This is a genomic window from Nonomuraea sp. NPDC050547, from assembly GCF_044457345.1.
Classification (GTDB): domain Bacteria; phylum Actinomycetota; class Actinomycetes; order Streptosporangiales; family Streptosporangiaceae; genus Nonomuraea.
Map to the genome: position 1 here is coordinate 78522 of NZ_JBITGW010000008.1, position 23248 is coordinate 101769.

The 23248-nt window shown below is 71.2% G+C and carries 19 protein-coding genes; 10 read left to right on the plus strand and 9 right to left on the minus strand.

The window, feature by feature from the left end; all coding sequences use genetic code 11:
• Positions 1 to 3: 3 nt before the first annotated feature.
• A complete protein-coding gene (locus ACIBHY_RS20965; RefSeq protein ID WP_397307499.1) occupies positions 4 to 999 on the minus strand; it encodes a YihY/virulence factor BrkB family protein in 996 nt (331 codons plus the stop codon).
• A gap of 173 nt (positions 1000 to 1172) precedes the next feature.
• Here ACIBHY_RS20965 and ACIBHY_RS20970 point away from each other — a divergent pair, with 173 nt between their 5' ends.
• The 3 genes from ACIBHY_RS20970 (at position 1173) to ACIBHY_RS20980 (ending at position 4464) form a co-directional block, all read left to right on the plus strand.
• Positions 1173 to 2135 (plus strand): sulfotransferase, encoded by a 963-nt coding sequence (locus ACIBHY_RS20970; RefSeq protein ID WP_397307500.1) that lies wholly within the window; start codon positions 1173 to 1175, stop codon positions 2133 to 2135.
• On the plus strand, positions 2132 to 3052 hold the full coding sequence (locus ACIBHY_RS20975) for a glycosyltransferase family 2 protein (RefSeq protein WP_397307501.1): 921 nt from the start codon (positions 2132 to 2134) through the stop codon (positions 3050 to 3052). Before ACIBHY_RS20970 ends, ACIBHY_RS20975 begins: the two co-directional genes overlap by 4 nt.
• A gap of 539 nt (positions 3053 to 3591) precedes the next feature.
• Positions 3592 to 4464, plus strand: coding sequence for a WecB/TagA/CpsF family glycosyltransferase (locus ACIBHY_RS20980; protein WP_397307502.1), 873 nt, complete (start codon positions 3592 to 3594; stop codon positions 4462 to 4464).
• Here ACIBHY_RS20980 and ACIBHY_RS20985 read toward each other — a convergent pair.
• The 6 genes from ACIBHY_RS20985 to ACIBHY_RS21010 all read right to left on the minus strand — a co-directional run bounded on the left by ACIBHY_RS20985 (position 4445) and on the right by ACIBHY_RS21010 (position 11139).
• Entirely contained in the window at positions 4445 to 5341 is an 897-nt protein-coding gene (locus ACIBHY_RS20985; protein ID WP_397251779.1) for a sulfotransferase, read from the minus strand. The genes ACIBHY_RS20980 and ACIBHY_RS20985 overlap by 20 nt on opposite strands.
• Before the next feature lie 102 nt (positions 5342 to 5443).
• A complete protein-coding gene (locus ACIBHY_RS20990) occupies positions 5444 to 6814 on the minus strand; it encodes a lipopolysaccharide biosynthesis protein (protein ID WP_397307503.1) in 1371 nt (456 codons plus the stop codon).
• Positions 6802 to 7656, minus strand: a complete 855-nt coding sequence (locus ACIBHY_RS20995; protein ID WP_397251777.1) for a sulfotransferase family protein — start codon at positions 7654 to 7656, stop codon at positions 6802 to 6804. The genes ACIBHY_RS20990 and ACIBHY_RS20995 overlap by 13 nt, the downstream gene beginning before the upstream one ends.
• Positions 7653 to 8558 carry a hypothetical protein gene (locus ACIBHY_RS21000; protein WP_397251776.1) on the minus strand — a complete coding sequence of 302 codons (906 nt, stop codon included), beginning with the start codon at positions 8556 to 8558 and terminating at the stop codon, positions 7653 to 7655. Before ACIBHY_RS21000 ends, ACIBHY_RS20995 begins: the two co-directional genes overlap by 4 nt.
• Positions 8555 to 9823 carry a hypothetical protein gene (locus ACIBHY_RS21005; protein WP_397307504.1) on the minus strand — a complete coding sequence of 423 codons (1269 nt, stop codon included), beginning with the start codon at positions 9821 to 9823 and terminating at the stop codon, positions 8555 to 8557. Before ACIBHY_RS21005 ends, ACIBHY_RS21000 begins: the two co-directional genes overlap by 4 nt.
• The gene (locus tag ACIBHY_RS21010; RefSeq protein ID WP_397251774.1) at positions 9820 to 11139 is read right to left on the minus strand and encodes a Wzz/FepE/Etk N-terminal domain-containing protein; all 1320 of its coding nucleotides are present in this window, start codon (positions 11137 to 11139) and stop codon (positions 9820 to 9822) included. Before ACIBHY_RS21010 ends, ACIBHY_RS21005 begins: the two co-directional genes overlap by 4 nt.
• 419 nt (positions 11140 to 11558) lie before the next feature.
• On the opposite strand from ACIBHY_RS21010, the gene ACIBHY_RS21015 reads away from it, so the two are divergent.
• Positions 11559 to 12617 carry a glycoside hydrolase family 26 protein gene (locus tag ACIBHY_RS21015; RefSeq protein WP_397307505.1) on the plus strand — a complete coding sequence of 353 codons (1059 nt, stop codon included), beginning with the start codon at positions 11559 to 11561 and terminating at the stop codon, positions 12615 to 12617.
• 3 nt (positions 12618 to 12620) lie between these two features.
• On the opposite strand, the gene cysC is transcribed toward ACIBHY_RS21015, so the two are convergent.
• On the minus strand, positions 12621 to 13823 hold the full coding sequence (cysC, locus tag ACIBHY_RS21020; protein ID WP_397307506.1) for an adenylyl-sulfate kinase: 1203 nt from the start codon (positions 13821 to 13823) through the stop codon (positions 12621 to 12623).
• 102 nt (positions 13824 to 13925) lie between these two features.
• Between cysC and ACIBHY_RS21025 the strand changes: the two genes are divergently transcribed.
• Positions 13926 to 14414: a SigE family RNA polymerase sigma factor gene (locus ACIBHY_RS21025; protein WP_397251771.1), complete on the plus strand. Its 489-nt coding sequence runs from the start codon at positions 13926 to 13928 to the stop codon at positions 14412 to 14414.
• Positions 14411 to 15583 (plus strand): hypothetical protein, encoded by a 1173-nt coding sequence (locus ACIBHY_RS21030; RefSeq protein ID WP_397251770.1) that lies wholly within the window; start codon positions 14411 to 14413, stop codon positions 15581 to 15583. Before ACIBHY_RS21025 ends, ACIBHY_RS21030 begins: the two co-directional genes overlap by 4 nt.
• Here the strand turns inward: ACIBHY_RS21030 and ACIBHY_RS21035 are convergent.
• Complete coding sequence (locus ACIBHY_RS21035; RefSeq protein WP_397251769.1) at positions 15576 to 16292, minus strand: class I SAM-dependent methyltransferase; 717 nt, start codon at positions 16290 to 16292, stop codon at positions 15576 to 15578. The two genes, ACIBHY_RS21030 and ACIBHY_RS21035, sit on opposite strands and share 8 nt — an antisense overlap.
• A 619-nt stretch (positions 16293 to 16911) precedes the next feature.
• On the opposite strand from ACIBHY_RS21035, the gene ACIBHY_RS21040 reads away from it, so the two are divergent.
• The 4 genes from ACIBHY_RS21040 to ACIBHY_RS21055 all read left to right on the plus strand — a co-directional run bounded on the left by ACIBHY_RS21040 (position 16912) and on the right by ACIBHY_RS21055 (position 23189).
• Positions 16912 to 17538 carry a GNAT family N-acetyltransferase gene (locus ACIBHY_RS21040; protein WP_397251768.1) on the plus strand — a complete coding sequence of 209 codons (627 nt, stop codon included), beginning with the start codon at positions 16912 to 16914 and terminating at the stop codon, positions 17536 to 17538.
• A 576-nt stretch (positions 17539 to 18114) separates the two neighbouring features.
• On the plus strand, positions 18115 to 21603 hold the full coding sequence (gene mfd, locus ACIBHY_RS21045) for a transcription-repair coupling factor (protein ID WP_397307507.1): 3489 nt from the start codon (positions 18115 to 18117) through the stop codon (positions 21601 to 21603).
• Positions 21604 to 21630: 27 nt separating this feature from the next.
• Positions 21631 to 22254, plus strand: coding sequence for a SurA N-terminal domain-containing protein (locus ACIBHY_RS21050; protein ID WP_397251766.1), 624 nt, complete (start codon positions 21631 to 21633; stop codon positions 22252 to 22254).
• 2 nt (positions 22255 to 22256) lie between these two features.
• Positions 22257 to 23189, plus strand: a complete 933-nt coding sequence (locus ACIBHY_RS21055) for a MazG family protein (protein ID WP_397251765.1) — start codon at positions 22257 to 22259, stop codon at positions 23187 to 23189.
• The last annotated feature ends 59 nt before the right edge of the window (positions 23190 to 23248 follow it).

Consider the following 23248-nt stretch of genomic DNA (forward strand, 5'->3'; position numbering starts at 1 on the left):
GGGTCACCTCCGTCTGCGCCTGAGCAGGCCGTACGCGGTGCGGAGGGCGGCGATTCCGGCCGCCCCCACCGCGCCGACCAGGGGTTCGCGTTCCTCCAGGGCGCTCGGCCCCACGTCCGGCAGGGCGGGGCCGGGCTCCCCGGCCCGTGCCGCCTCCAGTTGCGCCGCGAACGCCAGTCCCAGGAACAGCGCGATCGAGCTCAGGAACGCCCACAGCAGCAGCGCCATCACCGTGGTCAGCGGGCCGTAGGTGCTGCCGAACGTGCCGCTCCTGTCGGTGTAGAGGGCCAGGGCGAGCGTGAACGAGGTCCACAACACCAGCGTCACCAGCGCCCCGAACGCCAGCCACGTGTGGCCGGGCTGCCGCCGCCTGGGCGCCGCCCGGAACAGCACCGACGTGGACACCAGCGCCAGCAGGAACCCCACCGGCCAGCGCACCACGTCGAACGCCAGATGTTGCCCGGCGCTCCAGTCCCACACCTGTGCCAGCGCGCCACCGATGGCCGCGCCGCCGACCATGGCCACGAAGCCGGTCACCATGAGGGCGCCGGCGGTCAGGGCCAGGATGACGGCTCTGCCGTACTTGCGGGGGAAGGGTCTGTCGCGCTCCATGCCGTAGATGCGGTTGGCGCCGCGCTCGACCTGCGCCATCGTGGACGTGAGCGAGATCAGCGAGGTGGCCAGGCCGAGCCACAGGGCCAGCGCGTCGCGCCGCGAGCCGCCGCCGAGGACGTCGATGACCGAGGCGCTCCCTTCGCCCGGCGCGAGGCGGCTGAGGGAGAGCTGGAGGACCTGGCCGAGTTGTTCCTGGTGGGTGACGGAGCTGAGGCCGACCAGGGCGATGGCGCCCGGGATGATCGACAGGCACATCTGGAACGCCAGGGCTCTGGAGTGGCTCATGCCGTCGCCGTACCGGAACCGGACGAACGAGTCATGGGCCAGGCGGCGCATGCCGTACTCGCGCAGGGTGGTCCACGCATGATCGGCGGAAAGCTCCATCGTGCGTGTTTGGGGTACTAATGTCGCGGATCCCACGCCGCACAGCTAACCACCGTGGGGGAGTCCTCGGCGACTTCGAACGTCAGGTAGATCATTTGGGCTTTCGGTGACTGCGCGATTACTCCGCGCTACTGTCTCCCACGTTCCGTATTCACGAGGTTAGGTCCCTGTCCGTGACTGACCGTTCGCCCGCCCCCGGGGTGATCTTCCTGGGCGGCCTTGGCCGCAGTGGCACCACGCTGCTGGAGCGGTTGCTCGGCGAGTCGCCGGGCGTGACCGCGCTGGGCGAGGTGGCCCATCTGTGGGCCAGAGGGGTGCTCGCGGGGGAGCCGTGCGGGTGCGGGGCGGGGTTCGCGGCGTGCGACTTCTGGCGGCGGGTGGGGGAGCGGGCGTTCGGCGGATGGTCGCCGATGCTGGCCGAGCGGGTCCTGGGGCTGCGCGACCGCGTCGACCGGACCAGGCGCATTCCGCGCATGGGGCATCGCGACCTTGACGAGTACGTGCGCGCCTACCGCCGCGTCTACACGGCCGCGGCCTCGGTGGCCGGGTCCCGGCTGGTGATCGACTCCAGCAAGCACGCCTCGCTGGCGTGGTGCCTGGCCGCTGGGGGCGTGGACGTGCACGTCGTCCAGGTGGTGCGCGACCCGCGGGCGGTGGCCCATTCGTGGCGGCGCGGCGTCGAACGTCCCGAGGACGGGCGGCCCATGACCCGCTGGGGCCCGATCCGCACCTCCCTTCACTGGACCGCCCAGAACCTCGCGCTCGACCTGCTGGCGCGGCGCGGGGTGCCGCTCACCCGGGTCCGCTACGAAGACCTGCTCGCCGACCCGCGCGCGACCCTCACCGGCCTCGCCTCCCGCCTCGGCCTCGACCCTGTCTTCCCGCACCTGGACGGCTCGCTCGCGACCCTGGGTCCGGCCCATACGGCGTCGGGCAACCCGATGCGGTTCACCATCGGCCCGGTCAGGCTGATCCGGGACGACGCGTGGAACACCGGCCTGCCCCGCCGCCACCGCGCCCTGGTCGCAGCCCTGACCAAACCTCTCATGCGCCGGTACGGCTACCGCCCCGGAGGCGCTGGGTCCGGCGATCTGAACGGCGGCGTCCCGATGCGGGGCGGGGAGGAGGCGGCGTGAGCGCGTCCATCGGCGTGGTGATCCCCACCCGGGGCAACCGGCCCGAGCAGTTGCGGGCGGCGACCAAAGCGGCTCTCGACCAGGTGTACCCCGGAACCATCGACCTGGTCATCGTGGTCGACGGGGCGTCACCGGAGAAGGTGGCGGAACAGGTGGCCGACGTGATCGCGCCCCGCGACGCCACGGCCGGGCACCACCGGGTCCGCGTGCTGCCCAACCGGCTCAGCCCCGGCCTGCCCGGCGCCCGCAACACCGGCATCGCCGCCTGCGACACCGACCTGATCGCCTTCTGCGACGACGACGACATGTGGCTGCCCGGCAAGCTCGCCGCCCAGGCACGCCGGTTGGAGCCGGGGGCCGAGTTCGCCTCCTGCGCCATCGAGATCGCGTACGGCTCCCGCCGCGTACCCCGGCTCGCCGGAACCGACCGCGTCACCAAGGCCGACCTGATCCGGTCGCGGATGGTGATGGTGCACAGCTCGACGTTCCTGTTCCGGCGCGGGGCGCTGTGGGTCGACGAGAGCGCACCCGGCGGCCAGAACGAGGACTGGGACCTCGCCCTGCGCGCCGCCGGGCGGCAGCCGATCGTCCACGTCGACCGGCCGCTCGTCCAGGTCGCCTGGGGCGCCTCCCACTACGTCGCCCGCTGGGCCGACCGCATCGCCGGGCTGGAGTGGATGCTCGCCCGGCACCCCGAACTGGCCGTGGATCCGCGCGGCGCGGCGCGGATCTACGGTCAACTCGCCTTCCACAACGCCGCACTGGGGCGGCGCCGGGAGGCTGGACGCTGGGCGCTGCGTACCTTCGCCGCCCGGATCGGCGAGCCACGCGCACCGATCGCGCTCGCCGTGGCCGCCGGGCTGATCCCGGCCTCGGCGGTCCTATCCCTGCTGCACCATCGGGGGCACGGCATTTGACCACCCGAGATCTCACCCACCCCACCTCCCCGGACCCCGGTCCCCCGGAGCCAACCCCGACTGCCTCAACCCCCGGCCTGGATCTCGCGGACGTGCGCCCTCCCACACTTCCCCGCCAACGCACCGAACATCCACCACCCATCCCCCAGACGGCCCCCCAGCACCCCGTTAGCGACCCGCCTACAGCTCGGGTCGACTCCCTGCGGCCCGCGGGCGATCTGTCCACGGCTCAGGCCGACTCCCTGCGGCCCGCGGGCGATCTGTCCACGGCTCAGGCCGACTCCCTGCGGCCCGCGGGCGACCTGCCCACGGCTCAGGGCGATCCCCGGCGTCCCGCCGGCGGGAGTGTCCACGATCCGGTCGTCCCGGTGGCCCGTGCCGTGAACACGGGGCTCGGTGGCGACGGCCCTCACCCGGGCACCGCCCCCCACCCGAGCGCCCCCGGCGACGGGGCCCGTGGTGGGGATGTGGCTTCGGGGGGTGGCAGGCATCGGGGTGGTCCGCATGTGGTTCCGAGGGTGGGCCGGGGTGGTCAGGAGATGCCCGTCGGGGCGTTGGAGGTGCTTCGGCGGGTCAAGGGAAGCGACAGCGCGCGGCCGTACGAGAGGGAACGGCATGTCTGCACGCCCTCCACGGCAGACAGGGCCGGGCGGGTGGTCGTCGGTGGGGTGGCGGTTGATCCGCTGACCGAGCGGCAGGTCGTGGAGCGGGTGGCGGCCGAGCTGGCGGCCGGGCGGGGCGGGCACATCATCACCCCGAATGTGGACATCTGCCGAACTGTCGCCAAGGACGAGGCGCTGCGTCGGCTCGTGCGTGAGGCCGAGGTCGTGGTGGCCGACGGGATGCCGCTCGTGTGGGCGTCGCGGCTCATCGGCGTGGCGTTGCCCGAACGGGTGACCGGGGCGGATCTGATCTGGTCGCTCAGCAAGATGGCGGCGCGGAAGGGGTTCTCGATCTACCTGCTGGGCGGGCCGCCAGGCGTGGCACGCCAGGCGGGGGAAGAGCTCAGTAGCTGCCATCCCCGGTTGAACGTCTGCGGGTACGATGCGCCGCCGTTCGACTTCGACGTGACCGCTCAAGGACGGGCCGGGGTGCGGGCGCGGGTGGTGGCGGCCGGGCCGAAGCTGGTGTTCGTGGGCCTCGGCTTTCCCAAGCAGGATCTGCTGATCGAGGAACTGCGGCCGGAACTGCCCGGCGCGTGGTTCGTGGGCTGCGGGTCGGCGATCGCGTTCGCGGCGGGAACGGTTCACCGTGCGCCGGACTGGATGCAGAGCCTGGGCCTGGAGTGGCTCTACCGGCTGACGAGCGAACCGGGACGGCTGGCGAAGCGGTACCTGGTGGACGACCTGCCCTTCGCCGCCCGGTTGCTGGGTGGATGCCTGGTCCACTACCTCAGGCGCCGCGCGAGGTGAAGTGACGGACGCGGCTCATCTCCTCGGAGGTGAGGCCGCGGGTGGCGTTGTGGAGGGCTTGGCGGGAGTTCATGGGGCGGTACGCGGTCCTGGACAGACCCGTCCAGGCGAAGCCCCGCTCGGCGGTGCCCTCCGTGAGGCAGGCGCGGGTGATGCGGTGTCCGGCGGCCGGGGTCCAGGTCAGGTTGGCGTAGGAGTACAGGGCGCGGAAGCCGTTCACGGGGTCGGCGGCCAGTTTGTCGTAGGAGACCTGGAGGACGTCCGGGGTCTTGTCGAGGACGGCCCGGGTGACCCGCCACAGGGCGGCGGCCTTGGCCAGGTGGTCCTGGGAGCCGATCAGGGGGCGTAGGTCCTCCACCTCGGGGTGGTCGCGGACCAGTAGTGGCTGTTCGAGCAGTTCGTGGAAGTAGACGGTCCAGCTGAGCCGTCGCCAGCTGGCCGCGAACGCGACCGGGTCGCGGACGAGCGCGATGACCCGGCAGCCGAGCCTCCTGGCGAACCAGCCGGCCGACAGCACGGCGAACGGGTCGTCCAGCAGCGCGCGTCTGCCGGTCAGGCGGCCGTGGGTGAAGGCGGCGCCGTACCGGATCATTCTGGCCAGGTCGTACGGCGAGTGGTTCGCGCGCAGCTCGGCCAGGAACCGGTAGCGCAGGCGGACGGTGTCGCGGAAGGCGGGCAGCCAGTCGGCGGCGTTGTCATCGCAGATGTACTGGAACCGGTGGGTAACGCTGGCGCGCAGCACACCGGGGGAGCGGCCGGGCGGGTGCTGCGGGTTGAGCGGCTCGTTGACATAGACGAGTTCGCCGGAGGCGGCCAGCATCTTGCCGACCCAGCTCGTCCCACTGCGAGGCAGCCCGGTGACCAGGATCGGAGTCATGCGGCGGCCCACAGAGCGGCAGGGGGCAGTCCGGTGCTCGGGCTCGGAGTCATGTGGAGTCCCGCGGGGCGGCTCGGGGTGGTCCGGGGATGGGGTTCGGAGTCATGTGGTGGCCCAGGTTCGGGGGCGTAGGGCGGTCAGGCTGTGGCGGCCGAAGGGGTGCAGGCCGTAGCGGCGGTGGAGTTGCCAGAGCGGGAGCAGGTTCTTGACGATCACACCGCCGGACCAGCCGAGCACCGCGCCGACGGCCCCGTGTGACGGGATCAACGCCAGGTCGAGCGCGAGCGTGCAGGCGACGGCGGCGACCAGGTTGAGGAGGCTTGAGGTGGTGTGTCCGGCGGCGGTGAGCACCACGTCGACCATGCCGCACGCGGTGGCCAGCATCATCGTCGCCGACAGGATCAGCGCCACGGGTACGGCCGCGCCGTACTCCTGGCCGAAGATCCGCAGCAGCCACGGCGCGATGGCCGCGTAACCGAGCCAGACGGGCCAGGTCAGCAGCACCAGCCACATGGTCGTGGCCTGGTAGAGCTCGCGGGCGCGCACCAGGTCGCCGCGGGCGAGCGCCTGGATGAGCCGGGGCTGCGCGGCCTGGGCGAGGCCCTGGTTGGCGAGCTGGCCGATGACCTTGAACCGGGTGGCGGCGGTGTAGACGGCGGCGGGGGCGGGCCCGGCCAGCGCCGCGACGACCACGATGTCGAGCCGCTGGAAGATCGCCTGGATGGCGCCGGCCGCCGACCGCGGCGCGGTGTAGCGCCACAGGTCGTGCCCGGTCCCGGGCAGGTAGGGGGTGCGCGGCAGCCGCCCGCGCAGGCTGAACCCCGCCAGCGCCAGCACCATCGGGTACGGCACCGCCCAAGCCGCCAGCAACCACCCCTCCGGCGACCCTCCCACCCAGCCCGCCAGGGCTGATCCTTCCGATGAGTCCCCGGCCAAGGCGTCTGGTGAACCCGTGGGCAACCACCCGCGTGTCCACGCCAGGCAGACCGCGGCCACGAGGACGAGCTGGGTGACCGGCAGCAGGATGCCGTCGTACAGGACGGTCGGCCGCATCACGCCGAACCCGCGCGTGGCCGCCAGCAGGATGTCCGCGGCCACCATGACGGGCAGGACCAGCGCGACCATCCCCAGCTGTGGATAAAGAAGAGCACCGGCGACCGACGCCAGCACCACCCCCGGCACCAACGCCGCCCTGACATATCCGGAAATGCCGCGATATTCAAAGGTCTTCGCCCGCGCGATGAAGAAGATCAGCCCGTTGCCCGCGTCCAGCTTGGCCACCCCGGCGACCATCAGCGCCAGCGCCACCGCGGTGAAGAACGACCCGGCCACCGACACCTCGAAGGCCCTGGTCACCAGCACCACGAGCACGAACTGCGCCACCGCTCCCGCGGCCGCCCCGGTGAGTCCCGCCACGCCGCCCCTGGCCACCCGGCGCAGCGACGCCCGCCGTACCCCGGTCACCGGCGCCATGACGGATCACCGCCCAGCCATCGCACGAGCTGCTGGTCGTAGACCTCGAAGTGGTCGCGCAATGTCTGCCGCAGCGACTCCGCGACCGGTTTGGGGAGCGGACGCCCGTTGTGCCGCTCGAACACAGGATCGCCCAGGCGCGGGACTCCCAGGAACTCCAGCACCCGGTCATAGATCCGCTCGGGCGTGTGGAAGAACCGGTGGCTGTCGATCACCAGGATGCGCTCCTGCCCGAACAGCGGCTCCAGCCGGTCGAGCTGCTCGGCGTAGCGGCCGCGGGCCAGGTAGGCGTGGTGGCGGTGGGAGTGGTGGACGGCCTCCGGCCGGCCGCGCAGCAGTTCCTCGGCGCCGGCCAGCCGTTTGTCCTCCAGCTCCACCGCGTACTCGAAGTGCGACTCCGTCTCGAACCCGCGTGCCAGCTCGTGCGCGTGAGCCGAGCAGGCCCGTTCCACGGGGTCGCGCACGAGCACGATCAGCTTCACCTCCGGCAGGTCTCGGGCGATGCGCTCACCGGCCAGCGGATGGAACAGGTAGTACGGCGACGACTCGAACGCCAGCGGCCGGTGCCCGTGCTTGCGCGCCAGCAGCGCCGCGCCCACCTTCAGCGGAAAGTGGCCCTGGTACCAGGACAGGCCGCGCGCGTAGTCGACGTCGAAGTAGTGCACGCCCTTGTGCAGCACCGGCTTGAGCAGCAGCGGATGCTGCGCCAGCGCGCGGTAGAGCGAGGTGGTGCCGCACCGCTGCGCGCCGACGATGAGAAACGACGGCAGGATCCGCCCGGCCGAGGTGAATCTGCCCGTGGTCCGCGAGACGGCGAGCACCGATTGCTTCATCGCGTTCATGTGAGCAGCTCCTGGGAGTCGACGAGCGGGTTGAGCCAGGTGCTCGGCGGGCCGAGCGGCTCGTGGCCGTCGGCGGCGTGCCGGTCGGCCAGCGCGATCAGGTAGAACAGGGCGGTCTGCCTGGCGACGGCGGAGCTCAGCCCGAGCGGCGCCAGCACGCCGACGGCCTGGGCCAGGCAGGCGCGGGCGGCGGTGGGCGCGTCCATCCTGCGCAGCGCGCGCTGGAAGAGGTGGTGAAGCGCGTCGAAGCCGTACGGCACGCCGATCGAGTACCGCTCCCAGTCCCAGACCAGCAGGCGGCCGTCGGCCGACGGGCAGATGTTCCACGGTGAGAGGTCGCCGTGCCAGGCGTGCTCGGCGCCGCCGGTGGCGGCGATCTCCTTGACCGCCCGCGCCAGCAACGTCGCCGGCACCCGGCCCCGGCCGGTGACCGGCAGCGGTGACAGCGCCAGCACCGACAGGTCGCGCCAGCGGGCGTGGTGGAGGACGGTCGGCGGCTGGATCGTCTTCAGCGGCAGGTCGGCCAGCCGCTGGAGCGCGGCGGCCTCGTTGGCGATCAGTTCCTGGGCACGTGGGGTATCGCCGATCTTGACGAAGGCGATCCGCCCGGACTCGGTGTGCGCCTCCAGGATCGGCTTGCGGTTGGCGCGCCTGGCCGGCCGTACGTGCAGGACGGTCTCGACCCGGACGCCGAAGACCTCGCTGAGGTACTCCGAGATCGACCCCTCGACCGCGACCATCACCTTGGGCCCGAGTGCGGCGTGCCACCACCGGCGCGGCGCCAGTCGCCGGGGCAGCAGCGCGTGCGGCAGCAGACTGTACGGCTGAGGCGATCCGTGACCGGGAAACAGCACCCTGACGGTCTGGCCCAGATAGCGCAGCCGGATCTTCGCGTCGTTCATGTCGTGTTCCTCCACAGGAGGGCGAAGGAGATGAGGTAGAGGCTGAGCGGCGTGACCAGGCCGTCGTAGACGAACATGTAGAACAGCACCAGCAGCATCACCAGCACCCCGGCCAGCCCGACGGGGCTGCGGTCGCGCCAGTGACGGCGCACCGCGCCGGCGAAGAAGGCCATGTAGAGGACGGCGCCGGTGACGCCCTGGGTGATGAGCAGCAGCCAGAGCTGCCCGTCGCTGCCCAGCGGCGGATGGCCGCAGCCGGCGCACCAGTCGGTCTTGCCGGTGGTGATCGTGCGGTGGTTGCCGGTGGCGTTGCGGGTGTTGCCGAAGCCGATCACCGGGGAGTGGGCGGCGGCCTCGATCGTCGCCGAGACGGTGAACGCCCGGATGTCGTTGGAATGCGGGTTGTCGAGGCGTTGAATGACCAGCGGGGCCAGTGGGCTCAGCGCGAAGACCAGCGCGCCGGCGGCGGCGATCGCGCAGACGGTGAGCCTCGTCCGGCCGCCGACCCGGACCACGAGGTAGAGGGCGGCCAGGCCGAGGCCGATCCACAGGCCGCGGTTGAGCGAGTACACGACGGGGACGGCGGCCAGGCAGATCAGCACCACGGCCGCCGCCTTGCGGTGCCGCCCGCCGTACACCCACCAGCCGACCACGAACCAGACCAGCAGGATCGACAGGTTGCTGCCCCAGGCGTTGGCCCATTCGAAGGGGGCCTCGGGGCGGGGCAGGCCGTAGCCGAGCACCTTCTGCGTCTGGGCGGCGGTGGGGTGGATGAGGTTCTGCACGAAGGAGTTGTCGGCGATCCAGCCGGGCAGCACGAGCTCGACCGGTGAGGTGTAGGCGAACTTCGGGAACAGGACGCCGAGCAGTCCGCCGGCCACCGTCCAGACGAACAGCACGCCCAGCATCCGCACCAGCCGCAGCTGCGACAGCTCCTGTTTCGTGAGGTTGCCCAGGTAGAGGACGACGACGAACAGGGAGGCGTAGAGCGCGAACCGCATGCCGTAGCCGATCAGCCGCCCGGGCCCGAGGCCGCCGTAGGTGCCGGGCGGCGCCTCGGCCAGCGCCAGCCCGCTGACCAGGTAGCCGGCCAGCAGCAGTACCCACAGCCCCGCGCCGCGCGGCAGCCTGATGGGCCGGCGCCGCCACAGGATGACCGCCATCGGCACCGCCATCACCACGACCGACAGGCCGCCGAAACCCAGGGCCCACCACACGGGGTAGCCGACGAGGAGCGCGGCGATCGGCCACGCCGGATCCTTCACGGCTTGGCGCCCGGGGTGTCGGTGACGGCGGGCATGGGGGTGGTCTCGGGCTCGGGCGCGGGCGCGGGGACGACGAGCTTGTCGAGGGTCTGCGACAGCTTCGGCAGCGCCCTGGACTTCTCCGGCGGTGCCGGGAGGTCGCCCGTGCAGGTCACAGCGCCGATGATCGGCACGTCGTGCCTGCTCAGATGGCGTACGGCCGCCGCGACGTCCGCGGCCGCGGCCTTGCGCAACGTGATCAGGAGGATCGCCGCGTCGGTCTTGGCCAGGTCGCCCACGTCCTCGCCGCTGAGCACCGACAGCCGGGCACGGGCGGACAGCGGGGCGGCCAGGGCGTGCGCGCCGGGACCGGGCGGGACCACCCTGACCAGCAGCCGCTTGCCGGGGCATGCCGCGACCACCGAGGAGGCCAGGTCGTGGAGCGTGCCCTTGTCCAGGACCTTGACCTGATCGGACAGGTCGGCCAGGACGGCGACCCCGGTCAGCCGCTCGACGTCGGCGGCGCGGCGCAGCCGGGTGTCGAGCCGGTCGCGGCCGTAGGCGGCGGCGGAACCAGTCAGCAGGCCGAGCATGAGGCCGGCGCCGAGATACAGCGGCAGGCTGGGCGCGCTGGGCGCGGTCGGCGTGGCCGCCTCGCTGATCACCGTGCCCGGTGTGATGGCCACCGTCTTCAGGCTGTCGTACTTCATCGTCAGGCTGAGGGCCTGCCGGTTGAGCACGGTCTGCCGGTGGGTGGCGACGGCGTGGCCGGCGGTGCCCCTGCGCAGCTTGGTCACCTGCTCGGCGGTGTCGCCGAGGGCGGAGTTGACCTGTTTGAGCTTGGCCAGGAGCGCCTTCTGCTGGGCGGCGAGCGCGGTCTGCGCGGATTCGGTGCGATGGGTCAGGTACGCCTGGCCGTAGGCCCGCGACTGCGCGACGGCTGTCCGCGGGTCCGCCGCGGTGACCGCGATCGCCAGCACCGACGAGTTGGGCGGCACGCTCACCTCGGCCGGCTCGGCCACCGGGATCCTGAGCGCCGTCGCCGTCATGGCCGCCACGACGGCCGACTGCGCGATCCGCGCCTCGGTGTCGAGGTTGAGCGCCTCGCGCTGGCGGCTGGTGACCTGGTTGTTCTGCTCCTGGACGCCGACCGGGGCGACCAGCACCTCGGTGGTCGCGGTGTAGGCGGGTGGCAGGAGCCTCCAGAGGCCGAGCGCGGCGGCGACCGCGGCCAGCATGCAGCCGGCGAAGAGCAGCTTGCGCCTGCGGAGCAGCGACAGGTGCTCCGCCAGGTCCGTGCCGGAGCTACGGGCCTGGACGGCCGGCGGCGGGCTCATGGAAGTGTTTACCCCGTGCTTCCGATCGGCGACTCTGCGTCACTATAGGGCGCGCAGATATTGCCCCGTTTGAATACGGAAGATTTTCTCCGATACGGCTCCGCCATCCGCCCGGAAATGTCCCAAGATAATAGGGAAATGCCACTCAAAATCGGGCGAAAGGAATTGGCGGCGGAGTGTATTCCGCGGTGACTGATCGGCGCTCTCGGCAAGCTCGGTTCCCCGAGTGTACCTGCGATTTCCCGCGCATCGAACCACCTCGGCCGTGGAAAGCCGGGAAGGTGGCACTGGCTGAAAGTGTCGCCCAGTCGTGGCAAAGTTGCAACGTTGTTTTACCCCGGGGTGGGGGTCCCGGGAGGAAGGACAAAGGGGTCGACGTGTTTCAACGGGGAATTCTTACTAAAAGCCGAAAAATCGGGATGACGATGCTGCTGATCGGCGCCCTCCTGCCGGTCGCGGCCTGCAGCGGCGCCGAGGGCGTACGCGATCCGGGCCCGGCCGACGCCGCCCTGGTCGACGGAAGACTGGGCATCGAAAGGTCGCCGGCCTGCGCGGTCACGGCCAAGCTCATCCCGTCGTGCGGCGCCTGGTGGGGCATGGCGCCCGAGATCTTCACCGGGCTGCCGGTCGGCAGGGCCGTACACAGGGCGGAGGAGCGGATGGGCGCGACCGCCGACATCGTGCACGTCTACCACCGGGGGAAGGAGTTGTTCCCCACGGACAAGGAGATCGAGCTCGCCCGAGACCCCCTCCAACCACGCATGCTGCTCATCAACTGGAAGCCCTCGTTCGAGCACACGTGGGCCGAGATCGCCGACGGCGCGCTCGACCGCCGGATCGACCGGCTGGCGGCGCACGTCCGCGACACGTTCCCTGAGCGCTTCTTCCTCACGATCCACCACGAACCGGAGAACGACGTCGTGCCCTCGGCGGGCTCCGGCATGCAGGCGGCCGACTACGCCGCCATGTACCGGCACGTGGTGCTCCGGCTGCGGGAGAAGGGCGTGAAGAACGCCATCACCGTCATGACCTACATGGGCGCGCCCAACTGGGCCGCCAAGTCCTGGTTCCAGAACCTGTACCCGGGTGACGACGTCGTCGACTGGGTCGCCATGGACCCCTACGCCGACGACAACGTCCGCGACCTGGCCGGGCTGGTCAACAAGACCCGCAAGGACTACCCCGGCTGGCCGGGCTTCTACCGCTGGATGCAGTGGCGCTTTCCCGGCAAACCCATCATGGTCGCCGAATGGGGCGTCTTCGAGCGCTGGAGCGACCGCGCGTTCAAACGCGCCTTCTACGAGTCGGTCCGGGCCCAGATCAAGCACTATCCGCAGATCAGGGCGCTGGTCTACTTCGACTCCCCGAAGGCGCCGCGCGGCGACACGCGCTTCGACACCACGGCGGAGGGCCGCCGTGCCTTCACCGACCTGGCCCGCGACCCCTACTTCCGCTCCACCCGGGTTCCGCGCCCCTGAACGTCAGCGGATCCAGCGCCCGGCGCGCAGGGTGTCCAGCACCCGCGACACCGCCGCCTCGATCGAGAGGTGCGTGGTGTCGATCGCGAGGTCGGCGTCCTCGGGCTCCTCGTACGGATCGGAGACGCCGGTGAACGACGGGATGGCGCCGGAGCGGGCCTTGGCGTACAGGCCCTTGCGGTCGCGCCGCTCGCACTCCTCCAGCGGCGTGGCCACGTGGACCAGCAGGAAGTCCGCCCCGACCCCCTCCACCATGGCCCGCACCTCGTCCCGGGTCCGTGCGTAGGGGGCGATCGGGGCGCAGATGGCCAGGCCGCCGTGCCGCGCGGTCTCGGCGGCGACGAAGCCGATGCGCCGGATGTTGAGGTCGCGGTCCTCCTTGGAGAACGTCAGCCCCTTCGACAGCAGGTGCCGCACCACGTCCCCGTCGAGGTAGGTGATCGTCCTGCCGCCCTCTTCGAGCAGCGCGTCACGCAGCCCGCGGGCGATCGTGGACTTGCCCGAACCGGACAGACCAGTGAAGAACACCACCAGCCCGCGCCGGTGCGGCGGCCCGGGGATCTTCACGGGCTCCGGGCCGGCGAGGTGCTCGGTGGCTCCGTAGGCGGCGGCGACGTGCTCGCGTAGTTCGAGGTCGAGCTCGGGTTCCTCGCGCGGCGCGAGTGGCACGGGGACGACGAGGGTGTCCTCGGGGAGCTGGTTCTTGGCCTTGAGCGCGGCTCGGACGACGGCCGGGCCGGCTTCGCCGTACGCGAGAGGAAGAAGGAGGATGCGCGCGCCGAGCTCCTTGGCGGTGGCGACGACCTCGCCGAGGTCGTCGAGGGGGCCGCGCATCGTGATCGCGAGCGTCTCGCGCCCGCCCAGCTCGGCGCGGACCTGCTCAGGGGTACGGCGCAGCCGCGCGAACGGCCCGTGCTCCGGCGGGTTGAGGCTCCTGAGCGGCCCGGTGGCGCCCTGCCCGGTCACGGTGACCACGGCCAGCGGCAGGCCTTCGGGGTCGAGGAGGGTGACCTCGTCGCCGGGTCCTGCCTGCTCGGGCAGGTGGAGTGCCACCGGCGCGGGCCAGGGCGTGCCGTCGGCCAAGGTGCCGCGCTCCTCGACGGAGTGCAGGTCGTCGTGCCCGAGAAAGCCCTTGAGCGGCTCGAAGGCCCCTGAAAGGAGAAGTTCGAGATCGGCGAGTTCGCGCTCGTCTGGGGTGAACTCCACGTATTCCATCCCAAGTGAATCGGTAGGAAGGAACTCTAGCGTGCGGCAGGCATAGCGGGACCGTGCATGCGGCGTCTTAGGGGTGACCCATTGGAGGTGAACGTGGACGAACCAGCCTTCCGCGAGTTCGTCGCGGCGCGGTCTCCCGCCCTGATGCGGCTGGCGTTCCTGCTGACCGGCGGTGACCAGCACGCGGCGGAGGACCTGGTGCAGATCGCGCTGTCGAAACTCGCGGGGAAATGGCGGCGGGTGAGCACGCCCGAGGCATATATACGCCAGGTCATGTACCGCCAGCAGGTGAGCTGGTGGCGGGCGGCGGGACGGCGGCCGGAGGTGGTGCGCCCGGCGGTCCCCGACCTGGCGGAGGCGGACTCCACCCACCAGAGCGAACTGCGCATGGTCTTACGCGGCGCGCTGGCCAGGCTGACCCCGCGGCAGCGGACGGTCCTGGTGCTGCGCTACTTCGAGGACCTGCCCGACCACGAGGTGGCCAAGGTACTGGGCTGCTCGGTCGGGACCGTGCGGAGCACCGCACACCGATCGCTGGCCAAGTTGCGGGAGCTCTTCCCGGAGCTGGAGGTAGTGGGATGACGAATCAGTTGCGCGAGGTGATGGGCGAGTGGGCCGACGAGGTCCAGGTGCCGCACGACCTGGCCGACCGGGCGCTACGGCGGCGTGCCCGGCGGCCCTGGGTCTACGGCGCGCTGGCGGTGGGGGTCGCGGCGGCGCTGGCCGTGGCGGCGACGATCGTGACCAGAGAGGGAGACATCGTGATCAGGCCCGCGACCGAGGTGACGTTGCCCGCCAGGCCGTCACCGGCGCCGACGGACGTGCGGGCGGACGTGGACAACGTCCCGCCCAGGAACATGATCGCGGCGGGGAATTACGCGATCTCCTCATATTTCGTGTACTCGACGGAGAAACTGGGCGGCCGGTGGGAGCGGCGCCGCCATACCTGGTGGCTGCTGAACCCCCGGACCGGCACCTATGAGAAGACGCCCTACGCGTGGCTGGACGTGGCGCCGGGCCTGCAGGTGGCCGCCGTGCTCGAAGGCGAGGTGATGGGGCGCAGGATCGGCATACTCGACCTGAACACCGGGCAGTTCCTGACCTGGATCGAGCTGGACCAGGACGTCATCGGCCTGAAATGGTCACCCGACGGCACGAAGCTGCTGGCCACCGCCTACGCCGAGTACCCCATGCGATGGAAGCGGGTCGGCCCCAACTCCGAGGAGCACCTCCCGACGACCCGCACCGGCTTCTACGTCGTGGACGTGCCGACCAAAGAGGTGGCGTTCCGCCCCATGCCCAACGACGAGAACCTCCTTCCCGCCGGCTCACAGAACTTCAACTGGAGCCAGGACGGCACGCTGGTCTGGGAGGGCCGCGGCGGAGAGCCGAGCCGCGTGTATTTCACCCCGGACGGACGCGAGCACGAAGCGCCCCCTGAGAAGTACTCCAGCGCGCGCGTCACACCGCTGTCGCCCAACGGCACCCTGCTCCTCGGCCGGGACGGCCTGCCCACCTCGATCACCGAGAAGGCGACCGGCCGCGTCGTCGGCAGGCAGCAGGCGCTGCAACTCCACGCGTGGGCCGACGACGAGAGCGTCCTCGCCCTGGCATGCGCCGGCGAATGCGACAACGAGTTTCATTCGGCGCTGATGCTGATAGGCGTGGACGGCTCGGTGAAGCGGCAGCTCAGCGGCTATCAGGACAAGACGAAGGAGGACCCCTGGGTCGGGGTGCTGACGCCTAGATGAGCCGGGCGAAGTGGTTCTGGGGTTTGCGGATGACCATCGTCACCTCGTCGTGAGAGGACGGGAGGCGGCCGCGCGTGAGTTTGTCCACGAGCGCGACGGCCGCACTCCCGATCCGGCCCATGGCAGGCCCGGTGGTCGCCGTCTGGTCGTCGGTGATCATCAGGCCGCGGGTGAGGCAGAAGGCGTGCATGCCGTCGCGCGAGGTGATCGGCTCGTACACGGCCGGCAGCGGCCCCGGAGTGCCCTCGGCGACCAGCCGCTTCCAGAGCAGCGACCGCAGCCATGACGGAACGGCCCGATCGCACCACCCATAGGCGGAACGCCGATCGCGCATCCTGAGCAGCACCAGCCCGCCCGGCCGTAGAGCCTGGAGCATGCGGTCGAGAACCAGCTCGGCATGCTGGATCCGCTCCAGCAGAAACGTCAGCTGGATCACGTCGAACGACCGCGGCGGCATCGGCACCGACCGCATGTCACCCAGCGCCCACGAGGCCAGGTCCTGCCGCCCCTCGACGACCGCCCGGACAGCGGGCAGTTCCTCATCGACCCCCGTGACCCTGGTCTCCATGCGCTCCAGAAGGAGCGGCTCGTCACGCGCGCATCCGGCGATGAGAATGTCGAGCCGCCGCCCCAGCTGCTCGGTCCACTGCTCGCGGATCCGCTGACCAAACAGGTCGCCCCGCAGAGCGACCGCACGCACCTCTGACATGTCACCAACAGTAATCACTCGATCGCTCTTAGTTGCGCATTTCTCCACTCTTCCCAGCCCCCTTTCCCCCGCACCCCCAGTTCGTCCGCTTCCACCACCCCCGCACCAAACCTCCCGCCCACTCCCTCCCGTCCTGCGCCAAAGCTCCCGCGCGGTGCCCGCCCCACGCGCCTCTGTCCGCGCCTTGCTTCGCACCTGTCCGCTACGTCAGACCATCTCCGTGCGTCTTTGCCGCCCCTCGCTCTGGTCCGTTGTGGCGGGTCGCTCCTATGCGTGTCTCCCGCGCCTCGCCTCACACCGGTCCGTTGCGGCAGACTGCCCCTCCGTCGTGTCTCGTTCCGCGCCCATCCGTTACGGCAAGCCGCCCCCACGCCCCCCGCCGCCATGGGCGCGCCTCCGTGCAAGGTCGCCCGGCAGTCGGACAAACGCGCCGCCGCGACGGCGCCTGTTTCACCACCCGCACGGAAGCCATGAACCGGGACCGAGCGGAACCACGAACCGGACCCGAGGGAACCATGAACCGGACCCGAGGGAACCGTGAGCCGGGATCGGGCGGAAACCGTGAATCGGGACCGACTCGTAACGCGGCAAGTAGGGATAAATCTGGTGAAATGTCGGAGTGGAGACGCTGAAGGACCTCCTTGACGGCGTGGCGGCCGGACAACTGCCCGCTCCCGACGGAGCCGTGGACCTCCTCCCGCAACCCACCACCCGAGATCTGGGCATCATCGCCTTCACCGCCCACACCGTGGTCTTCGCCGACCTCCACCCCATCTGGCTGCGCGCCCGCCTGCCGGAAGGCGACCTGTCGGCGCCGCTGAACCCACCCTTCCTTCGCGCCCTGGAACGCAAGACCGGCCGCCGCGTGGACGGCCTGGACATGCTCCTCCTCGCCCAGCCCCTGCCCGGCCCCCCGTCGGCCGCCCTGGCCGAGGTCACGAGCCGCGCCCACCCGAGGGTCGCGCGAGCCCACCGCCACCGCGACGGCGTACGCGCGTGGGGATGCGAGGGCGGCCTCCTCGTCCTGGGCCGAGGCGTCGCGGGCCGCTGGGAGGCCGCCGTGGAGATCGCCCCCGAACACCGGGGCAAGGGCCTGGGCCGCACCTTGGCCACCGCCGCCCGCCACCTGACCCCGGAACCCGTATGGGCCCAGGTGGCCCCGGGCAACGCCGCCAGCGTCCGCGCCTTCCTCGCCGCCGGCTTCCTCCCCATGGGCTCAGAAGCCCTCCTCCCCCCACCCGATTAACCCACCCCCGTCGCCGCTCGGGTCAACGGCTGGTCCTTCGCGGTGACTTGCCGAGCGGGTCGCCGCCCAGATCCGGCTGCTTCGGCACAGCGCGCCACCTGAGTGCTGCCTGGGCACAGCGCGCCGCCTGGTGCCGGGGCACAGCAGCGCCGCCTGGGTGCCGGGGCGCAGCAGCGCCGCCTGGGTGCCGGGGCCGCGCGGGTGGTGAACGGGCGCCGTTACGGAGGTGCGTCTGTCCGACTGCCGGGCGACCTTGCACGGACGCTCGCCCATGTCGGTGGGAGGCGGGTGTGTGGCGCAGCCGTAAGGGATGGGCCGGGCGCGCGGGATGTGCGGCGGGCAAGGGGCGGAGAGGCAGAACGCACGAAATGTGCAGCCACCGTTGAGACGGGGAGAGGGGGAGAGGACGAGGAGACGGGGACGGCGGAGAAGACGGAAGGCGGGGGACGAGGGGACGGGGCGTGGGGGATGGGTGTGGGGGCGGACAGTAGGGTGGGGGTGACCCCCGCGACCGATACAGGCCGGGGGTAGTCGTGTTGCCCCGGGCTGGGGCGATCATGTTGCGTGGGGCTGTGGATGAGTCTTTCCGGACTGCTTGACCTTGTTGCCGCCGATCCCAAGTTGACCGCCGCTCTCGAGGAGGGCGGCGATGTCGCGCTGGTCGCGCCCGCGGCCATGCGTCCGTTCGGGGTGGCCGCGCTGGTCGGCCATGACCGGCGGACGGTGCTGGCCGTCACGGCGACCGGGCGGGAGGCCGAGGATCTGGCGGCGGCGCTCACGAGCCTGATCGAGCCCGGCACCGTCGCCGTCTTCCCCGCCTGGGAGACGCTGCCGCACGAACGGCTCTCGCCGCGCAGCGACACCGTGGGCCAGCGGCTGGCGGTGCTCAGGAGGCTGGCGCATCCGGTGCGCGGTGACGTCTCGGCCGGGCCGCTCAGTGTGATCGTGGCGCCGGTGCGCGCCCTTCTGCAGCCCATCGTGAAGGGGCTCGGCGATCTGGAGCCGATCCGGCTGCGGGCGGGCGACGACGCCGATCTCGACGACGTGGTCGACCGGCTGGTCACCAACGGCTACCACCGCGTGGACATGGTGGAGCGGCGCGGTGAGGTGGCGGTGCGCGGCGGGCTGCTGGACGTGTTCCCGCCGACGGAGGAGCATCCGCTGCGGCTGGAGTTCTGGGGCGACACGGTCGAGGAGATCCGCTGGTTCAAGGTGGCCGACCAGCGTTCGCTGGAGGCGGCGGAGGACGGGTTGTTCGCGCCGCCGTGCCGGGAACTGCTGCTGACGCCCGAGGTGCGGGAGCGGGCCAGGGCGCTGGGGGAGGAGCATCCTTCGCTGGCGGAGGTGCTCGACCAGCTGGCCGAGGGTCTGCCGGTGGAGGGGATGGAGGCGTTCGCGCCGGTGCTGGCGGGGGAGATGGACCTGCTGGTCGATCATCTTCCGGCGCGGTCGGCGGTGTTCGTGTGTGACCCGGAGCGGATCCGGGGGCGGGCCGAGGAGCTCGTGCGGACTTCTCAGGAGTTTCTCGAGGCGTCGTGGATCAACGCGGCGGCCGGTGGCGAGGCGCCCATCGATCTCGGCGCCGCCGCCTTCAGGACGCTGGACGACGTGCGCGGGCACACCGGCGCGCTGGGGCAGCCGTGGTGGACGCTGGCGCCGTTCGGGTCCGGGGTGGAGCTGGACGCGCACGACTCGGAGGCGTATCGGGGCGACACGGCGCGGGCGCTGGCCGACATCAAGGGCTGGCTGGCGGAGGACAAGGCGGTCGTGCTGCTCAGCGAGGGCATGGGCTCGGCCGAGCGCATGGTCGAGCTGCTCAAGGGCGTGGACGTTCCCGCCCGTCTGCAGAAATATCTGGACAAGGCGCCGGAGCCCAAGGTCGTCCACGTCACCACCGGCCTCATCGAGCACGGCTTCGTCACCAAGGACCTCGCCGTCCTCACCCACCTCGACCTCGTCGGGCAGAAGGCCTCCACCAAGGACATGCGCCGCCTGCCCAGCCGCCGGCGCAACATGGTCGACCCGCTCCAGCTCAAGGTCGGCGACCACGTGGTGCACGAGCAGCACGGCGTCGGCCGCTACATCGAGATGGTCCAGCGCACGGTCCAGGGGGCGACCAGGGAGTACCTGGTCATCGAGTACGCCAAGGGCGACCGCCTCTACGTGCCCACCGACCAGCTCGACGAGGTCACCAGGTACGTGGGCGGCGAGGCCCCCACGCTCAACCGCATGGGCGGCGCCGACTGGGGCAAGGCCAAGGCCAAGGCCAAGAAGGCCGTCAAGGAGATCGCCGGCGAGCTGATCAGGCTCTACAGCGCCCGCATGGCCAGTCCGGGCCACGCCTTCGCCGGCGACTCGCCGTGGCAGCGCGAGATGGAGGACGCCTTCCCGTACGCCGAGACCGGCGACCAGCTGGAGGCCATCGACGAGGTCAAGCGCGACATGGAGCGCGGCGTCCCCATGGACCGCCTCATCTGCGGCGACGTCGGCTACGGCAAGACGGAGATCGCGGTGCGCGCGGCCTTCAAGGCGGTGCAGGACGGCAAGCAGGTCGCGGTGCTGGTGCCCACGACGCTGCTGGTGCAGCAGCACATGTCGACGTTCACCGAGCGGTTCTCCAGCTTCCCTGTCTCGCTCAAGCCGGTCTCCCGCTTCCAGACCGACGGCGAGGTCAAGGGCACGCTGGAGGGGTTGCGCTCGGGCGCGGTGGACATCGTCATCGGCACCCACCGCCTGCTCAGCCCCGAGGTGCGCTTCAAGGACCTCGGCCTGATCATCATCGACGAGGAGCAGCGCTTCGGCGTCGAGCACAAAGAGGCCATGAAGCACCTGCGCACGCAGGTGGACGTGCTGGCGATGTCGGCCACGCCGATCCCGCGCACGCTGGAGATGGGCCTGACCGGCATCCGCGAGATGTCCACGATCCTGACCCCGCCGGAGGAACGGCACCCGATCCTCACCTTCGTCGGCCCCTACGACGAGAAGCAGCTCACCGCCGCGATCCGCCGCGAGCTCATGCGCGACGGCCAGATCTTCTTCGTGCACAACCGGGTGGCCTCCATCAACCGGGTGGCCGCGCGGGTCAAGGAGCTCGTGCCCGAGGCGCGCGTCGCTGTCGCGCACGGCCAGATGAACGAGCACCAGCTTGAGAAGATCATGGTGGGCTTCTGGGAGCGCGAGTACGACGTGCTCGTGTGCACCACGATCGTCGAGTCCGGACTCGACGTGCCCAACGCCAACACGCTCATCGTCGACCGGGCGGACAACTACGGCCTGTCCCAGCTCCACCAGCTGCGCGGACGCGTGGGCCGGGGCCGCGAGCGCGGCTACGCCTACTTCCTGTATCCGCCGGAGAAGCCGCTCACCGAGACCGCGCACGAGCGCCTGGCCACGATCGCCCAGCACACCGAGATGGGCGCCGGCATGTATGTCGCGATGAAGGACCTGGAGATCCGCGGCGCGGGCAACGTGCTGGGGGCCGAGCAGTCGGGGTTCATCGCCGGGGTGGGCTTCGATCTCTATGTCCGGTTGATGGCGGAAGCCGTACAGGAGCAGAAGGCGAAGCTGTCGGGGCAGCAGGTCGTGCAGGAGCAGCACGACGTGAAGGTCGAGCTGCCGATCAACGCGCACATCCCGCACCACTACGTCACCTCGGAGCGGCTGCGGCTGGAGGCCTACAAGCGGGTCGCCGCGATCGCCTCCGACCTCGGCATCGACGAGGTGCGCGCCGAGCTCACCGACCGGTACGGCAAGCCGCCCGTGCAGGTCGAGAACCTCCTGGCGGTGGCACGCTTCCGGCTCAGGGCCCGTCAGGCGGGGCTCACGGACGTGACGCTGCAGGGGCAGAACGTCAAGTTCGGCCCGGTCGTGCTGAAGGAGTCGCAGCAGGTACGCCTGGACCGGTTGTACAAGAGCGCCATCTACAAGCAGGCGGCGGAGACGCTCCTGGTGCCGATGCCGAAGACCAAGCCGGTGGGCGGGCAGCCTCTTCGCGACCTGGACCTGCTCAAATGGTGCGGGGATCTGGTCGAGGCGATGTTCCTGGAGCCCGCACGGGTAAGCTAGCGCCGGTTTTTGTCGGAAAGGATGCACGTGAAGTCGATTCGAGTGGCCGTGGCCGCCGCCGCGGTGGGTGTCGCGCTGACCGCCTGCTCCAGCCCGGTCGAGGCGGGCGCCGCCGCCGTCGTCGGTGGGGAGCGCATCGCGGCGAAGGACCTCAACTCCGAGGTCCAGCAGTATGAGAAGGCGCTGACCGCGGCGCGGCTGGACGCGAGCGCGCTTCAGGTGCCGCTCAACCAGTTCGTCCTGTTCCGGATGACGAACGAGGCGGTGTACCGCCAGCTCGCGCAGAGGTACAAGGTCCAGGTCAGCGAGTCGGAGATCGACACCGCGCTGAAGGACCCGGGCCAGCAGCAGACTCCGGCGATGAACCTGCTGTCGAAGGGCGTGCCCCCGGGCGACGCCCGCGACTACCTGCGCGGCGAGCTGTCGATCCAGAAGATCCTCCAGCAGCTCGGCGGCGCCCAGAATCAGCAGGCGATCGAGAAGCTCCGTTCGGAGTTCACCACCGTCAAGGTCACCTACAGCCCGCGCTACGGCCAGCTGAACACGCAGCCGACGCAGGAGAACCCGTCGATGTTCGTCGACACGGGCCGCTTCGGCAAGCTCACGCCCACCCAGCAGCCCCAGCAGCAGCAACAGCAGCCGCAGGGCTGAGCATGCCGCTCATCGTCGTCACCACCTCGCCCAGGGTCGCTCCCGGCCTGCTCAGCCACCAGGCGTGGCAGGCGCTGCGCTCGGGCGAGGTGCTGACCGCCTCGGCCGCCCACCCGCAGCTGCCCTACCTCGCCGAGGCGGGCGTCGAGGTCACGGTCGGCCCGCAGAATCCGGCCGAGCTGGTACGGCGGGCCGCCGCCGCCACGCTCGTCTGGCTGGCCATGGACGACGAGGACTTCCTGCGCGCGGCCGGGCACGCCGCCCTGGCGCTGGACGAGCCGCCGGTGATCGAGATCGTGCCCGGCTCCTACGACCTGCCGGGCGCCCGGATGCTCGACCTGGTCGGCGTGATGGACCGGTTGCGCGTGGAATGCCCCTGGGATCGCAAGCAGACGCACGAGACGCTGGTGCCGTACCTGCTGGAGGAGGCCTACGAGGTCCTGGAGACGATCGAGCACGGCGACTACCCGGCGCTGCGTGAGGAACTCGGGGACCTGCTGCTGCAGGTGGTCTTCCACGCGCGGGTGGCCGAGTCGTTCGACATCGACGACGTCGCGGAGGGCATCGTCGAGAAGCTGGTCAGGCGGCACCCGCACGTGTTCGGCAGCGTCAGGGCGGAGACCGCCGACGAGGTGAACGACAACTGGGAGGCCATCAAGGCCGCCGAGCGGGCCGAGAAGGGCACCGAGTCGATCCTGGACGGCGTCCCGATGGGCCAGCCGTCGCTGTCGCTGGCCGCCCAGCTCGTCCGTCGGGCCGAACGGTCCGGCGCCCCCGAGGCGCTGGCGCAGGCGGTGGGTCAGGGGGTGGCCCGCGAGCTGTTCGACCTGGTACGCCGGGCGCAGGAGGCCGGCCTCGACCCGGAGGCGGAGCTGCGCGGGGCGGCCCGCGACTACCGCGAGCGCGTGCGCAACTGGGAAACGCGCACCACCTGAGCACCGGCGTGATCCGCGCCCGACTAAACCCAAGTGGCGGGATATGTCGGGAGATGTCA

What these genes read in the sequence shown, in the direction of transcription:
- ACIBHY_RS20965 (WP_397307499.1), bottom strand. Translation starts at nt 999, where the DNA reads ATGGAGCTTTCCGCCGATCATGCGTGGACCACCCTGCGCGAGTACGGC.
- ACIBHY_RS20980 (WP_397307502.1), top strand. Translation starts at nt 3,592, where the DNA reads ATGCCCGTCGGGGCGTTGGAGGTGCTTCGGCGGGTCAAGGGAAGCGAC.
- ACIBHY_RS20985 (WP_397251779.1), bottom strand. Translation starts at nt 5,341, where the DNA reads ATGACTCCGATCCTGGTCACCGGGCTGCCTCGCAGTGGGACGAGCTGG.
- ACIBHY_RS20990 (WP_397307503.1), bottom strand. Translation starts at nt 6,814, where the DNA reads ATGGCGCCGGTGACCGGGGTACGGCGGGCGTCGCTGCGCCGGGTGGCC.
- ACIBHY_RS20995 (WP_397251777.1), bottom strand. Translation starts at nt 7,656, where the DNA reads ATGAACGCGATGAAGCAATCGGTGCTCGCCGTCTCGCGGACCACGGGC.
- ACIBHY_RS21000 (WP_397251776.1), bottom strand. Translation starts at nt 8,558, where the DNA reads ATGAACGACGCGAAGATCCGGCTGCGCTATCTGGGCCAGACCGTCAGG.
- ACIBHY_RS21010 (WP_397251774.1), bottom strand. Translation starts at nt 11,139, where the DNA reads ATGAGCCCGCCGCCGGCCGTCCAGGCCCGTAGCTCCGGCACGGACCTG.
- ACIBHY_RS21015 (WP_397307505.1), top strand. Translation starts at nt 11,559, where the DNA reads ATGACGATGCTGCTGATCGGCGCCCTCCTGCCGGTCGCGGCCTGCAGC.
- ACIBHY_RS21030 (WP_397251770.1), top strand. Translation starts at nt 14,411, where the DNA reads ATGACGAATCAGTTGCGCGAGGTGATGGGCGAGTGGGCCGACGAGGTC.
- ACIBHY_RS21035 (WP_397251769.1), bottom strand. Translation starts at nt 16,292, where the DNA reads ATGTCAGAGGTGCGTGCGGTCGCTCTGCGGGGCGACCTGTTTGGTCAG.
- mfd (WP_397307507.1), top strand. Translation starts at nt 18,115, where the DNA reads ATGAGTCTTTCCGGACTGCTTGACCTTGTTGCCGCCGATCCCAAGTTG.
- ACIBHY_RS21055 (WP_397251765.1), top strand. Translation starts at nt 22,257, where the DNA reads ATGCCGCTCATCGTCGTCACCACCTCGCCCAGGGTCGCTCCCGGCCTG.